This is a genomic window from Aeromonas bestiarum (assembly GCF_000819745.1).
GTDB classification, from domain to species: Bacteria; Pseudomonadota; Gammaproteobacteria; order Enterobacterales; family Aeromonadaceae; genus Aeromonas; species Aeromonas bestiarum.
Window position 1 is genome coordinate 88,973 of the sequence record NZ_CDDA01000025.1, and the last position, 16,213, is coordinate 105,185.

The 16,213-nt window shown below is 56.5% G+C and carries 8 protein-coding genes; all 8 read right to left on the reverse strand.

Going from position 1 to position 16,213, the window contains the following annotated elements; genetic code table 11:
- Window positions 1-26: 26 nt before the first annotated feature.
- The gene (locus BN1118_RS13020) at window positions 27-584 is read right to left on the reverse strand and encodes a hypothetical protein (RefSeq protein ID WP_043556503.1); all 558 of its coding nucleotides are present in this window, start codon (window positions 582-584) and stop codon (window positions 27-29) included.
- Window positions 585-670: 86 nt separating this feature from the next.
- A complete protein-coding gene (locus tag BN1118_RS22290; protein ID WP_244463611.1) occupies window positions 671-6,856 on the reverse strand; it encodes a retention module-containing protein in 6,186 nt (2,061 codons plus the stop codon).
- A 267-nt stretch (window positions 6,857-7,123) separates the two neighbouring features.
- Window positions 7,124-9,049 (reverse strand): EAL domain-containing protein, encoded by a 1,926-nt coding sequence (locus BN1118_RS13035; RefSeq protein ID WP_043556504.1) that lies wholly within the window; start codon window positions 9,047-9,049, stop codon window positions 7,124-7,126.
- A gap of 3 nt (window positions 9,050-9,052) precedes the next feature.
- The gene (locus BN1118_RS13040) at window positions 9,053-9,814 is read right to left on the reverse strand and encodes a transglutaminase-like cysteine peptidase (RefSeq protein WP_043556506.1); all 762 of its coding nucleotides are present in this window, start codon (window positions 9,812-9,814) and stop codon (window positions 9,053-9,055) included.
- 118 nt (window positions 9,815-9,932) lie between these two features.
- Window positions 9,933-11,261, reverse strand: coding sequence for a TolC family outer membrane protein (locus BN1118_RS13045; RefSeq protein ID WP_043139314.1), 1,329 nt, complete (start codon window positions 11,259-11,261; stop codon window positions 9,933-9,935).
- A gap of 35 nt (window positions 11,262-11,296) precedes the next feature.
- Window positions 11,297-12,715 carry an HlyD family type I secretion periplasmic adaptor subunit gene (locus tag BN1118_RS13050; protein WP_043139311.1) on the reverse strand — a complete coding sequence of 473 codons (1,419 nt, stop codon included), beginning with the start codon at window positions 12,713-12,715 and terminating at the stop codon, window positions 11,297-11,299.
- Window positions 12,708-14,852, reverse strand: a complete 2,145-nt coding sequence (locus BN1118_RS13055) for a type I secretion system permease/ATPase (RefSeq protein WP_043556508.1) — start codon at window positions 14,850-14,852, stop codon at window positions 12,708-12,710. Before BN1118_RS13055 ends, BN1118_RS13050 begins: the two co-directional genes overlap by 8 nt.
- A 379-nt stretch (window positions 14,853-15,231) precedes the next feature.
- Entirely contained in the window at window positions 15,232-16,167 is a 936-nt protein-coding gene (gene mnmL, locus BN1118_RS13060) for a tRNA modification radical SAM protein MnmL/YtqA (protein ID WP_043556510.1), read from the reverse strand.
- Between the last annotated feature and the right edge of the window lie 46 nt (window positions 16,168-16,213).

Genomic DNA, 16,213 nt, shown 5'->3' on the forward strand with positions numbered 1-16,213 from the left:
TCATTATGCCCGTGGCCGAATGGGATTCATATATCGTGCAATGGCGGTATCTGATCCAGCACCTGATTGGTCATGTCGATGTTGATGCTGATCTCGTTGCCCATCAGCTCTTGATGGCTGGGCGCCATCGGTGTGACGCTGCGGGAACCGAGCACGACGTCATCATCGAAATGGAAGGAATCCCACGACAGAACGTGTCCTTGCGGCGGGATCACCGGGTCTGCCGGCGTGGATGTTATGAGTGGAACACAGTCGATGCTGTCGGAGTGCATGAGCAGATCCTGCAGACAGGTATCGCTCAGACTCTGCAGTGAATACTCCTGCTCCCCTTCATCATGCCCGACCAGCACCACCATATGAGGTGGCTCTGCATCTACTGCCGGCGTGAAGGCAATGGTGGCGGCCGCGAAGTCCACATTGAGGGAACCCGCCACTTCGCCATCTTGGCTTTCAAGATCCAGTGCATCGATCCGATCACCTGCCATCGTGGCCTGATAGCCAAACTGGCCGGTGCAGGTAATGCTGCCCTGCCCATCCCAGCTATAGCGAATGCCATCGATATCGACCCAATTGAATGACTGCATGGTGACCCTCTCCTGTACTGCCGCTATCTTAGCCGCCCCCTCAGTCAAAAAACAGGGGCCAGGCATAGCCCGGCCCCATTACTCGATTACGGATCCACCTTGAGGTTGCCATCATCCAGCAGCTGCTTGATGATGTCGTGGTTCGTCGTCAAACCGCCACTGTGATCCAGATCGAGACTACCCTGGAACTGCACCGTCAGCTGGGAACCCCCACTCGGAAGTCCATTGGTATCTATGGTCAGCTTGTTGGCCGTAGTATCAAACTGCAGGTAATTGTCCAGCACTGTGGCCAAATCCTCGTTGCTGCCACCACTGGGAACGCCGACCAGCAGATCCGACAGATCCAGCACATCGCCACCACTGGCAGGGCTGCCCAGCGTAAAGTCGGTAATGTTGTCGGTACTGCCATCCGCATTACCAGCAATCCACTTGAAGGTATCACTGCCCGCCCCCCCCGTCATGGTATCGCTACCCAGACCACCGATCAGAATGTCATCTCCCAGTCCACCTATCAGCGTATCGTCACCGGCCAAACCAGAGAGAGTGTCGTTCCCTTCACCGCCCTGAATCACATCCGCCAACGCCGAACCGATGAAAGTGGTGCCCGCCTCAATGGTCACATGCAGATTGGTGTTGGAAGTAGCATCGTTATCGGCATCCTTAACCCCGACCTGGAAGTCCAACTCGGCATCCAGTGTGGTATTTTCCGAAGTGATCAAGCCGATGTCGGAGACTTTCACCACGTCGCTGTCGGTCTGGCCAGTGAAGTCCGTAGTCGTATTCGAACCACCTGTATCACCGAAGGCCGCATTGAAGTTCAGCGCTGTGGTGGTGGTAATGCCCTCCACGCTGGTCAGGATCTGCGCGCCGTAGATCTGCCAGTTCTCACCTACACCGTTGTAGTCATTGTGTTCGATGACAATGGCCCCATCGTTGTTGTCCAGGGTAATGCCATAAGCCAACAGGGCTGCCAGGGTCGCAGCGCTACTGCCAGATTTAACGATATCACTGTTGCTGATCACCAGAGCCCGTGTAGTGGTTATGCCACCCGTGCCGATCAGTTTCAGCACCACCACCAGGTCTTCACTATTGATACCGTCGAACTTCAGGAAGATCCCCTCCGCCCGGCCATCAGGGTTGGCGACTACGGTACCGGTCGGGTTGGTAGTGTGGAATGTCAAGTCCAGCACCTCACCCTTGCCGATGGTATCGCCACCCACGCCGTTCGCCGAGTTCGAGACGCTGACCCAAGACGATGCCTGAGTAAACAACTCGCCATTGGCGAATACGCTGGTGTTGGCACCACCGGTCTGCAGATTGTTAGTCCCGGTACCCCCACCGGGCTCTGCAGCGCCCCTGAACTGGACATAAAAATCATTGTCCAGCTTGGCCACAGACACATCCGGTTGCGAGTTATCCGGCACACTGCCACCAGATGCGTAGCCCGTGATACTTAACGAGGCACTGGTTTTGAGAACACTGAAGCCCTCGATCGGTTCATCCAGCGATACCGTGTAAGTACCGTTGAGCTTGTCGAAGGTCAGGGTACCAGTTGCCTCCTGCGTGATTCCTGGACTGGCCGGATTCGGCGCGTAATTGAACTCAATATCAAAGGTGGCCGTACTAGCGTTCTCCGACACCCAGGTGACCAATTGCGACGTGATGGCCGAGCCACCCACTGTCCCCGTCAGGCCGATGGCATTGAAATCCGAGTCGGACGACGAGAACGGCCCAGTGCCGCGATTATCCGCACCAGTGCTGTAATCGAACACACCAGTGCCACCACCCGGGTTGCTGCTGTTGGAGTACACCAAGTTGGTGCTGGCCTGGATAGTCGGTACATCATCTTCTACCTGAATGAGCAGATCACCAGCCAGCGGCAGCGGGTTGACCCCATCGGAAGCTCGAATGGCCCCGGTCAGATTCAGCGTCAGAAGCTCGTTGTCATCACCATTGGCATTCTGGTGATCCAACGGCCCAAGCAGGGTGAAGGTGTAGGAACCATTGCTCTGCACCACCAGGGTGAAGACTGTTGCCGCACCAGCCATCGCCGTCAGGGTATTCCCAGAGAAGCCGTAGGTCACAGTCACTCCGTCCGAGGTCAGGGACGGCATGACATTGGGGGTGGTATCCAGACTGAACTGGCCGCTGTTCGTACCAACCAATAGTTCAACCAGGCTTCCTGAGACGGTAGTCGTCTGGGCATCTCCATCGGTGATGCCGCCAGTCAATTCGTCCTCGTCCACCTTACCGATCACCGGTGCAGCATCCTCGATATTGATCGTCAGAGTAGCGCTCGCTTGATCGCCATCCTTGTCGACGATCACATAGTCGAAGCTTTCGCTGGTGTCCGCTGCAACGCTTTGCGGCGAGGTATAACCCCATGTGCCCGTGGCGAAATTAAAGGTCAGCTTGCCACCCAGAGCCGTTGTGATGTTGGTCAGTTGCTGATCGCCATCCAAGACACCATCCCAGGAGTAGGTCGTGCCATTGATCTTGATGGACATGATCCGCCCCGGACCATCGGCACCGTATGAATCGTCGTCGCCGCCACCTACCACGCTGTTGTTGCCAAGCAGAACGTTGCCGCTGACGAAGTTGCCCGAGATCTGACCAAGCAATGTATTGATCAAGCCATTAAAGTCGGTCACCAGGATAGGAGCACCACTACCATCGAGGTCGACATCCTGCAAGCGGGTGGTGTTAATGCCGTCCCCCACACCAATAGCGGTGACGTTGATGGCATTGCTATCGACAAAGGTGTTCCACGCCGTTGCCGTTGCGTTGCTCAGCGAGTTGCCGCCTGTACCTGTTTGCTCATTAGGGTTGCCATCACTGATAAAGAAAACCTGGTTGCTCCAGCCCTCAATCGGGGCATAAGACACCATGGTTTGCTGGATAGCATCGGTAAAGTCGGTGTCGCCGTTAAACGGTCTATTGGCAATGATGTCATCAACCAGAGCATTGAACGCAGCGATCGATGTCACCGGAGCATATGCCAGTGAGTCCGAAGAGAACGCCACTATGGTGATTTTCACATCGCCATCGGTACCGTTGAACAGCGCCTGCCCCGCCGCCTTCACGGCGTTAATCATGGTAGTGAACTCGCTGTTGCTGATACTGCCGCTGGAGTCCAGCACAAAGGCAACATTGAAGTCCTTGTCACTGGACTCAGCAACAATGGCCGTGTCGTTCTTCGCCACCGGCGTATCGTCATCGACATTGATAGCCAGCGTGCCGCTCGCTGTATCGCCATCGCCATCGATCACTTGATAGTTCAGGGTAAACGCCTGGTTGTTCTCCTGATCAGCGTTCGCATGTTGAATAGGCGCATTCTGCGTCACGCTATACGCCCCAGTAGCCGAGTTCAGGGTTACTGTCAGCACTGTGGTCGCCCCCTGTTTGACCAACAGGGCACCTGCGGGATTCGTTTCATAAGTAAAGCCAGCCGGCGCCCCCGTAGTCAGCCATTGCACACTGCCTGCACCATCAGCCCCGAAGTTATGAGCGAGGATACCGTTAGTGTTTACCGCATTGTCATCGTCATTCGGACCATCCGGAATGCCGTTGGCCAGGGCATCGTCATCGAGTTGCACGGTGAGATTATTGCTGACGCTCGGCACATCGTCCTCGAAGCTGATGTTGCCACCCAGATCTGCACTCACCGTGCCAGTCGCGGTGTCGTTGTCGCCATCCACCACCGTCACCGTTGCACTCAGCAGCACCTTGCCATTGGCCAGGCTGATGAGGTTGTTGTCATTGCTGTTGTCCACGTCCTCCGGCAGATGGTCCAGCTCCGCCGACTGGGTCAGCGTCACGGTACCATTGCTCGCCACGCTGATGCGGAACACCTCGCCCGCGCTGGTCGAGCCGACAATGTCGCTGCCCACCTTGGTCAGGGTGATGGCCAGCCCGTTGCTGGTCAGCTCGCTGTTGCTGTTGGTCACGCTCAGGCTGTAACTGCCCACCGTGGTGGTGCCCGGACCGTCCGCGCCATAGCTCGGCACTGCCGCCGCCAGGAACGCCGCCGCAAAGCTGCCGGTCGCCGTGTCACTGGCTGCACCGATGGTCTGTGCATCCTGGGTGGTCAGGCTAATGCCACCGTCTACCACGGCATTGATGGTCACGCTCGGACCGTCATCTTCAAACTGGAATACCCCGCCAGTACCCACATCAATGGCGGCACTGGCGCTGTCGCCATCCGCGTCCGTCACGGTTTGCACCAGGGTCAGTACCCCGCTGCCCAGGCTCAGCGCCACGCTGTCATCCGCATTGCCGCTGTCGCCGTGCCAGACGTTGTCCAGCAGGGCCAGCGTCACTTCCCCGGTGCTCGGGTTGATGGTCAGGGTGAAGTAATCCACCCCACCGGCACTGCCGGTGATAACGTTGCCCACCTGGTTCAGCACGATGGCCTCGCCCTGTCCATCGGGAGCCTGCGGATCTACCGCAAACAGGCCGCTGACCACGTTGCTCCCCGTGAGCGCCAGGCTGTAACCAATCGTGCCCGCCCCATCGGCCCCGAAGGCCGGATTGAACTGGGCCTGCACGCTGGCAGCACTCAGGCTGGCACTGGCCACCCCGTCGTTGCCCGCCCCACCCAGGCTGACCAGGCTTTCGTCCACGAACACACTGCCCACACCTTCCGATCCAGAGGTGAGCGTGACGCTCGGTACATCATCCAAGATCACCACATCCAGACTGCCACTGGTACTATCACCATCGGTGTCCACCAGTACCACACCGAAACTTTCACCCAGAGCCGCATCATTGACAGGCTTGGTATGATTTTCATTGTCACTCAGGGTGTAGCTGTAATTAACGCTGCCTAACCCGGTGACCGGGTTGTAATTAATGCCGGTCACTACCAGCTGATTACCCAATGGGCTGGTAATCGCCTGAGGGAAAACCGTAATAGCTTGCCCATTACTGATCAGAGTGACACCGCCCAGAGTCAAACTCTGTACACCATCTGCCGCATTGAAGGTGAACACGCCACTTTGTGTAAGAGCGGTTGCATTCGGGTTGCTGCCATCTGCCAATGCAGCTTCATTTAGCGTCAGCTCACCGCCTTCCAGCTGCAAACCAGCCAGCCCAACCGGCTCATCAACCGAAGTGATGGCAATAGAGAGCGTGGACTGAACCGTGTCTGTGCCGTCTGTGACGGTATAATTCACTGTCGGAACCGGCCCATCGTAATTAGGTGCCGGCGTGAACAAATAGCTGCCATCGGCATTGACCACCAAGGTTCCCACCCCAGTCAGGGTTACGGGTGTGCCCAATGCAGGATTGATGATGGAGCCCCAGCTAAACCCGGTAACAGACGGAGCCTGCGGTCCATCATTGTCGATGGTATTGGCCAACAAGTTGCCAGAGATGAGGGTGTCTTCTGTCGCAACAACACTTTCGTTCTGATCGGAAAGATCATTGGCAGGAATAATTGTCAGTTCCAGTGTTGACTGAACCGTGTCAGTGCCATCGGTGACGGTATAAGTGGCAGGAGGTACAGCGCCATCATAGTTGGGGGCCGGTGTGAAAGTGAAACTGCCATCAGCGTTAATGACGAGGCTGCCGACACCATCAATTGTGACGCTGGTACCTACAACAACGTTGACGTTATCCCCCCAGCTGAAGAACAGCACAGACGCCGCATCAGGACCATCAGCGTTGACTGTGTTGGTGAGAACATTGCCATTCAGTACCCCATCTTCGGGAACGGTCAACTGCTCACCTTGATCCGCCAATTCGTTGGTCAGCAGTGGTTCCGCCAGCTGCTGAGTATCGACCACTGGCTCGGTCTGGTAAGTGGTGTCAAACCCGGCTGCGGCAATCGTTGCATCACCGGTTCTATCTATGGTGACAAAGCCGCCGTTACCACTGGCGCCGGCGACTCCACCAATTCCACCGCCACCACCACCTGCAGCAGGTGCCCCACCGGCGGCAGATGCCTCAAAGTTCTGCGTCGGGTCAACCCCTTGCAAGATCGATTGTTGCAATGCGGCAATATCAGGAGAGGTCGCACTCCCTGCATCCGGAGCCTGTGGCTGTCCCGGCACCGGGGCATCCGGGGCTGCGGCATCTGGCGTGGCGGAAGCAGGAGAATCGTCATAGAGGGCCAGTGTCAGCTTGGCGTCATCTGCAATATTGAGCTTGGCGCCGGGCTGAAGGATTTCACCTTTCTGCAGAGGGCGACTGCTACCATCGGCCAGCAATATTTGAACGTTGCCTTCAACAGAAGAAACCACCACGGTTTTGTCGATTACTTGGGTACGCATATCCATTGCTCCAACATGACAGATCTTGATGTCTACACCATAGATGCCTGTCCGCCTCGCTTCCGTTGCAAAAATGTACAAGATGGGTTCAAACCGGGAGCAATGCTGCGCATTAAATCGAAGGGTCTTTTTTTATATTGTTGAATCAGTCACTTGATAGGGATTCGAGTAAGCCCTTACGCGATTACTCAGCTGAAAGTCTTAATACTTATGTTTAATTCGCATAAAAAAAGGGCCCTCATGGGGCCCATTCTTGGCGCTAATGGCTCAGGACAAAGGAAAAGCGGGGTGTACGAAGCCCTGATAACCATCGATATGCAACTTGGAGAGCAACTCGACCTGATGCTGATCCTCAACACGGGTTGCGATGGTAGTCACACCCGCATTGTGAGCGGCGCGGCAAACTGCGGCCAGGAAGGAGGTATCGGCCCCTGGCTCCATGACCTGACTGGTATAACCATGGTCAACCTTGACATAGGCTGGCGCCAGCTCCTCCAGATACCCCAGAGACTGGAAGTGACGACCATAATGATCGACACCCCACTCGAACCCATGCTCCTGCAAGGTGTTCACCAAGGCGGTCACATGTTCCTTGTGCTTCATGATGGCGGCCTCAGGTATCTCAAACAGCAACCTGTCCTTCAATTCGGCGTGAGTCGACAGATACCCCGTCAGCCAGGTCAGAAACTCATCAGAACAGAGAGAGCCTGCCGTGATATTGATGGCCAGCACCAGATCTGATTGCCGTTCAAACAGGGGCACGCAGGCATCCAGTACTGCCTGATCAAACTCGCTGCCCAGCTTGAACTGCTCGATGGCTGGCAAGAATTGGCCGGCAAAATAGTCGGTACCGTCGCGTGAAATAGAGGCAAACAACTCGGCATGCAGTCGAACCCCATTGTCGAAACGGCAAGCCGGCTGGGCCTTGAAGCGCCACAAGTGCCGGACAATGGCATCTTGCACCAGATCGCGCCAGGCCAGACGCCCCATCAAGCCCTGATCGGTACCACCTTCCATCACCACGGCACCACGGCGCTCATTGCGCGCCTTGCCCAAGGCGTTGTCGGCCTTGGTCAGCAAGGCCGAGAGATCGTCATTACCGTCACGTCCCGCAATACCGATGACGGAGAGGGCATCCCCTTCTCCCATGGGATTCACGACCAGGTCCGCAATACGGGCGTTGATGGCTTCGGCCAGCTCCTTCAGCTGAGCCAGGTCATCGGTAGGACACAGCAGCGCATATTCCGTGGCGGAGATCCGTGCCAAAGCCGAGCCATCCCACCCCTTCAACTGCTCTTTCAAGGTCTGTGCTATCGACTTGACCATGTTGTCCCGCGCGGCAAAGCCCTCTTCACGGTACAGGTCATCCAGCATATCGACCGCCACCAGCATGACTCCACCTTGCCCCGCTTCGGCAATCCATGCGTTGACCTGGCCGACAAAATAGGCCCGGTTACCCAAGCCGGAAACGGCGTCCACATAGACACGCTCCCGCAATTTTTCGGCCTCTTCCGCTTGCTCTTTAAACTGCAGCGCCAGCTTGCTGGAGAGGGTGTTGATGGCCTGCACCACCTGTTTCAACTCATGGGTCTTGGGTTCTGGAATGGCGTGGCCAAAGTGGTGCAGTTCAATCTCCACCGCCTGCTCACAGATCTGTTTGAGCGGCTTGAGCAGATAATTCAATGCTCTCATCAACAAAATGGTGGTGATCAAAAAACCGATCAGGAACCAGCTTGCCAGTTCACTCATCCCTCGCCATAGCTCGTAATAGGCCTGCCCCGGGTGACCCACTACTTTCAATTTGCCCAGTTGCAGCCAGCCTGAGGTCAGAATTGACTCGTTGGATACCTCGGGAAACAGACCCAGACCAATGAACCATTGCGGCACACCCTGAATGTTATTGGTGTTCTCCTGCTCGATGACATCCTTGGAAGCCAGCAGATCCAGCCGGATCAACCGGTAATAACCACCATCAAAGATGGCCTGGATCACTGATTCAGCCCCCACCTTGTCACCGTTTTCCAAATACGGGGTAAGCGCCAGCCCCAGCGAAGTAGCGGTATTGATGACGGTGGTTTCCTGTTGCTGCGCCAGATAGGTTCGAGTCGAATTGAACTGCACCCAATAAGTGGCCGCAAACAACAATCCGAACAGGATCAACATGGTTGCCAATAATTGTCTGTAGAGCGTCATAGGTTAATCATCCAAATTCACCACAGGCTGAGCCAATCGCCCTGAAGTCATGCGATTGCGTAAATCACTCCATAATCCCAAGCGTGACGACTGCCCGGCCAGTTCCCCTTGGCCACGCGCCTTCATCAACCACAAGTGACTACCGTTAAAGCTGTATATCGGCACCAGATCCCTGCGCTGACTGGCAGGGCGGATCGAACCGATCAAATTATCCAAAATCACAGGCACAGAGGAAGGCGTGTCATAGTAGGCAACAACCATATGAAACTGGTTATAATCCAATGCCTTGACATATACCATCCGCATTTTTTCATCCGGAATGCCAAGCTCCAGCAGGGTGAAATACTTGGAAATGCTGAAGTCTTCGCAATCACCGCCTGCCGCCCCCAAAAACTCCAGCGGGGTGGCCCAGTAATCTTTTTTGCGCCACAACTTGATGTCATCGATGAAGCGCATCTGGTTGAAAAACTGGTTTACCTTCTCCAGCTTCTGGCGCTCGTTCAGCCCTGCAGCACGATTTTGCATGACCAGCGTACGCCAGGTCGTCACACGCTTGCCCGCCCTGACCCCATAGGTTTCCTGAGCGCGCTGGACCAATTTGAGATCTTCGGGTGTCAGAGGCTGACTGGCACAGAGCAGCAGCGGAAGTGAAACCAGCAGCAACCACAGCGAGTAACGCAACCAGCGAGCGCGTAAACGCCGGCCCAACCCTGAGGCTGACCCCCTGCTGCAACCGCTTGCCTTCCACCACACAGTCACGCTCATCCTCTGGCATCCAATGACAGTCACTGCCCCGGTCTAGGGTGACCGTGAGAGACAAGGGATGGCGGCAGCACGGCTGCAACCATCCCTTTCAATCGCATCAAGCCTGATGCGATCTCCATTACTGTTTAGCTTGCCAGTCAGCCGGCTGCTGGACGTTAAACGCGTTGAGCAGACTGCCTGTGGCGTTGAGGATGCGATAGTCAGCCAGCAGAGCGTCATACTCGGCGGTGATGTAGCTGCGGCGCGCCTCAAACAGTTCGTTCTCGGTGTTCAACACGTCAAGCAAGGTACGCTGGCCCAGACCAAACTGCTTCTTGTACGCCTGTACAGTGTCATAGCTGGCGTCAACGTGCTCTTTCAGGAAGGTCTTCTGTTTGGTCAGCGACTCCTTGGCGTTCCAGGCCAGGCGTGTTCCCTCTTCAACCTGACGGAAAGCATTCATGTGAATGTCTTTCGCCTGGGAGTAAAGGGCCGAGGTTGCCTTGCTTTCGGCCAGATCAGATCCACCACGGAACAGGTTGTAACGCATCCTCACCATGGCGGTCAGATCGTCGTTATGTCCCTTGACCGCATCTATATCCTCGTTCCAGTTCTGATCCACTTCGAACGACACATTCGGATAGAAACCGGATTTGGAGCCCTCATGCTGGTACTTGGCCGCTTCGATATCCTGCAGAGAGGAGAGCAGAGTCGGGTGCACTTCGGTAGCCGTTTTCAATGCGGCATCCAGACTGGCGGGAACAAGTTCTCCATTGGGAACGGGTTGTACCAGATCCTTTGGCATCTCGTTGACGACACGAATGAACTCACTCTCGGCATCGCGGTAGTTGTTCTCGGCGGCAGCCTGGTTGGCATAGGCACGGGCAACACGACCATCGATCTGGGTCTGGTCTGCGGTAGAGCCCAGGCCCGAGTCGGTCCGCTTGCTGATGTCGCTGCGGATCTGCTCATGGGTTTCCAGGTTCTGCTTGGACAGCTCCAGGATCTCCTGCTGGCGCAGCATGTTGAGGTAAACCTCAGCCACACGCAGCGCCGTGTTCTCCGCCTCGGAGATCATGGCCAGACGCTGAGCGTTGGCTTCGGCATCGGTCCGGGCCACGTTGCTGCTGACATTGAAACCGTCAAACAGCATCTGACGCAGGCTGATCCCGGCCTCTTTACGGGTCATAGAGTCATCTATGGTGGTCGAATTGGCACCTGCTGCACGGGTGGACGGGCTGTCGGTCTTTTCATAACCGACACCACCGCGCAGATCTATGGTGGGGTAATAACCGCCTTTGGCGCCATCATGCTGATACAGTCGAGCCTGATAGAGGTCAAAAGCTTCCTTGATTTTCGGATGGGTAGCCAGTGACTGTGCCACTGACTGTTCCAGCGTTTGAGCCTGGGTAAGGCCCGGGAACAGCACGGCGCCACTTACTAACATGGCAACAATCGTCTTCTTCATGGTATCTCCAGTCATGTTGTTTTTAGATTGTTGGCTTATCGTTCTCTCAGTGCCGACTGCCTAGCCCGTAATATCGGCTTAAGCAAATAGTCTAGGACACTTTTTTTACCAGTAATAATATCTGCACTGGCTAACATACCGGGGATGATGGGAAGTGCGTTAAGCTCATCGCCCAAGTAACTTTTCTCGGTGCGAACTCGTACCAGGTAGAAGGAGTTCCCCTCCTCATCCTGGATGGAGTCGGCACTTATCTGTTCAACCTTTCCATGTAATCCTCCATAGATAGTGAAGTCATAGGCAGTGATCTTGACCACGGCCTCGAGCCCTGGCCGCAAGAATGCAATGTCTTTCGGGGAGACCTTGGCCTCGACCAGCAGGGTGTCTTCCAGCGGCACTATCTCCATCAGATCCATCCCAGGTTGCACCACACCCCCAAGGGTATTGATCTTGAGCTTCTTGATGGTGCCTTTGAGCGGCGCAATCACGCTGGTACGGTCGACCCTGTCCCGCAGCCCTACCTGCCCCTCGGAGAGCTGGCTCAGTTTCCCCTGCCGCTCGTTGAGCTCCGTCTGTGAGTCGGCCCGAAACTTCAACGCTATGTCGTTGCGCTTGGAGATGGTCTCCCGCAGCACTGAGTTCAGTTTGGGGATCAGCAGCCGGTTGCTCTCCAGCTCCCCTTGCATCTCGTTGACCTGACGCTCCAGCTTGATGAGCTCGACCTGAGGTACTATCCCCTCCTTGGCCAGCGGGCGGCTGATATCCAGCTCCTGACGAGCCAGATCCACGCTGCGCCCGACGGTTCTGATCTTGGCGTTGAGCTCTATGGTCTCCTGCTCTTTTTGCTCGATCTGCTGGCCGAGTATATAGAGCTGGTTGTTCAGGTTGTTGAGTCGCTCATCCTGTACCGACTTTTCACGCGCAACATACTCGGCAAACACGTTCTCGAATCCATCAGGAAAATCGATCGGCTGCTTGTCAATGGCCACTTGCTCACGCCAGCCCAGATTGGGCGCGGTCTTGACCACCACACTCTGGATCTCGGCCCTTAGCCGGGCGATATCGCCCTTGAGGATCACCAGCTCCTGCTCACGCTCCCGAAAATCGGAACGGAAACGGGTGTCATCGATGCGCAGCAGCGGCTGCCCTTTCTCGACTATGTCACCCTCCTTGACGAAGATCTCCTTGACGATCCCACCCTCCAGGTTCTGGATCACCTGCAGCTGACGGGACGGGATCACCTTGCCCTGCCCGACCGTCACCTCGTCCAGCTCGGCCCAGGCTGCCCAGATGATGGCGCTCATGAAGAACAGGAAGCAGGCCCACAGCAGCGCTCTGGCCCGAGTCGGGGTAGTCAGCAGGACGGCGGCGGCGCCATCGTCGACAAACTCCAGATGCTCGGGGGCAGGCAGCACAGTATCGGACGGCGACTTCTTGAACAGGCCAAATCTAGCCATTGGACGCCTCCTGCACTCGCACCTTGCCTTCCTTCAACTGTTGCAACACCACCTCTTTGGGTCCATCTGCCACTATCTGCCCCTGCTCCACGACGATGACCCGCGATGCGACATCGAGCATGGAGGTCTTGTGAGTGATGAGGATCAGGGTCGTCTCCGGTCCCAGTCGTGCCAGCTCATGCTTGACCTGCATCTCTGACTGGTTATCCATGTTGGAAGTGGGTTCGTCCATCACCAGAATGGGGGGATCGTTGAGCAGGGCCCGGGCCAGCAGGATTGCCTGACGCTGACCGCCGGAGAGCTGCCGCCCCCCTTCACCTATCTGGCGGTCCAGACCGTTCGGGTCCCGGTTGGTAAAATTGGTCACCCCGGCTCGTTTGGCCGCGCGCATGACCCGCACATCGTCCACCAGCGGGTTGCCGAGCATTATGTTGTCGCGCACCGAGCCAAAAAACAGAGTCACGTCTTGCGGCACACAGCCTATGTTGCGCCGGATCACGGATGCCGGCAGCTGATCCAGCTCGAACCCGTCGATGCGCACCGAGCCATCGGTCGGCCGATACAGGCCCATCAGGATCTTCTCGAGGGTCGTCTTGCCCGCCCCGATCCGGCCTATGATGGCCACCTTCTCGCCTGGCTCGATCCGCAGATTGATGTTGTGCAGTGTGCTGCTTTCCATCCCGGGGTACTTGAACGACACATTGTCAAATTCGATCCGGCCGGCGATGACAGGGTGATGAATGTACTGCTTACCCTCCTCCTGCTCGCCCGGCGTCATCATGATCTTCTCCAGGATCTCCAGCGCGGATTTGGCCTGGTTGTAGCGGGTGGAGAGCACAGAGAGTTGCACCATGGGGGCGATAGCGCGGCTCGACAGCATGACGGCGGCGATCATGCCGCCCATGGTGACCAGCCCTTCCGATATCTGATAGACACCAACGATCACCAGGCCCACTGTCACCACCTGCTGGATGTAGCTGGCCAGGGACGACATTGAGTTGGTGATGCGGCGCGTCTGCACGCCCCAGGTCGATATATGGGATACAGCCTGCTCCCAGCGGTGCTGGAACATACTCTCGGCGCCGAAGATCTTGACGGTCTCCAGCCCGGAAATACTCTCGATGAGGTTGGCATTTTTCTGGGAAGCGAGCCGCGAGCCCTCTTCGATGGACTGCTTGAGGGGCGCCTGGATATAGAAGCTGTAGGCCACCAGGATCAACATGGCGACGATGGGCACCACCACCATGACGCCGGCAAACATCCAGATTATAAAGAGGAAGAAGACCGCAAAGGGCAGATCGATAAGGGTAGAAACCGTCGCGGAAGTGAAAAATTCCCGCACCGACTCGAACTCCTGCAGATGTTTGGCAAAGGCGCCGGTGGAGGCCGGTCTTGACTCCATCCGCATGCCCATCACCTTGGCGAAGATCTTGGCCGACAGCAGCACGTCCGATTTCTTGCCTGCGATATCGATAAAATAGCTGCGCAACTGACGCATCACGAAATCGAAGGTAAACACCACCATGGCGCCCACCGCCAGCACCCAGAGCGACTCGAACGCCAGGTTGGGCACTATCTTGTCATAGACGTTCATGGTGAACAGCGGGCTGGCCACCGCAAACAGGTTGATCAAGACGGAGGCGATCAGCACATCCCGATAGATGCCACGGGATTCAAACAAGGTGCTCCAGAACCAGTGTCCATCACGGGTCTCCAGCACCTTGGGGGAACGATCATCAAACTTGAACTGCTTTTTGACGAAGAAAAGCCGACCCAGATATTCATCACCCAGCTGGGCAATGCCGAGCCACTCGGTCGCATCCCCTGCCTGAGGAAAAATCACCTTGCCCTGGGTTCTGTCTTCGTTCCACTCCAGCAGTATGCAGGCACCGCCGTTGCGCATCTGCAGCACGCAAGGCAACAAGAGGGAGGAGATATCGGCAAGGGGCTGGATCACTTCTCGTGCAGACAGTCCCCCCCGCTCGGCGGCGCGACTGAACAGGTTCGGGGTCAGCAGGCCGGACACCAGCGGCAATCCAGTGGTCAGGGCATCCCTGCTGTTGGGTACGCCATAAAAGCGGGTCAGGAAGACCAGGCACTCCAACAACTCATCAATACGGTTAGTTTCTGCTTGCATAGCATCCTGTCACTGCATGATTAGGCCGACTGTGGTGGTCACACATCGCTGTCCGGCGAACGCGATCTCGTGGAATAAATAACCCGGACTCCACGGCAAGAGATCAACAGCCTGATTAATGTTAAAGCACAGGTAAATGACACTGGATGTCATCGTCAGACCTGAGAGGCATTATGCCCAAAAGCGGTACGGCACTCGATAGCGACACAAGATGGCGCCATGTCCGATATATCCCGCCTAAATTGGAAATAATACAAGCTTATTGATAATGATATCTTTTTCAAGCCCAGTACTATATCAAGACAATTTTACCGAAACTATACCGCAAAGACTGAATTTCATCTAATAACCCTCTGTTTTTTTGACGAAATTTGATTGCTCACTCAATACATCCTGCGAGGGAAAAAGGTCGCCCCAGGCTGTGTCCCTGAGCGCCGGAGCGAGCCAGTTCACTAGCAATATCGGCCATGGCTGTCCAGCGATTCTCGCACCAGACCGGCGCCAACAGGGTCGGACGGCGAGCCGAAGCCGAGATGCGGTGATAGACCACCTCGGGGGGCGTGTGCTGGATCATGGCCACCGCCGCCTCCACGTATTGTTCCAGAGTCAGCACCTCCAGCCGCCCTGCCTGCCAGGCCTTGCCGAGGGTACTCCCCTCCACCACGTGCAGCGGGTGCAGCTTTATTCCCTCCACGCCCGTCTCCACTATGCGGTGCAACGTATTCAGGCTGTCCATGGGTACTTCACCGGGCAGGCCGACGATCAGGTGGGCGCAGACCTTGATGCCACGCCGATGGGCACGCTCGACCGCATCGGCATAGGCTGCGTAGCCGTGCCCGCGATTGATGCGCTGCAAGGTCTTGTCATTGGCGCTCTGCAGCCCCAGCTCCAGCCATACCTCATAGCCACGGGCCTGATAGCCGGCCAGCAAGTCCAGCACAGCATCCGGCACGCAATCGGGGCGAGTGCCGACACACAAGCCCACCATGTCGCTCACCGACAGCGCCTCTTCATACATGCGCTGCAGATATTCAACCTCGGCATAGGTGCTGGTATAAGCCTGAAAATAGGCGAGGTAGCGCTTGGCACGGGTCACTTCATCCCGGCGCGCCAGCAGTTGTTGCACCACGGAGAGCTGCTGGGCCGACTCGTCGGCAAAAGAGGAGACATTGCAGAAGGTGCAGCCACCGCGGCCCAGGGTGCCATCCCGATTGGGGCAGGTAAAAGCGCCGTGAATGGAGAGCTTGTGGATCTTCTGGCCGTGGCGTTGCTTGAGATCCTGACCGAATGTATTGACGAGTTCGTGTAACTGCATGACACCTCCGCTAAAGGAGCGCCATTGTACGAGCTTGCACAAACAG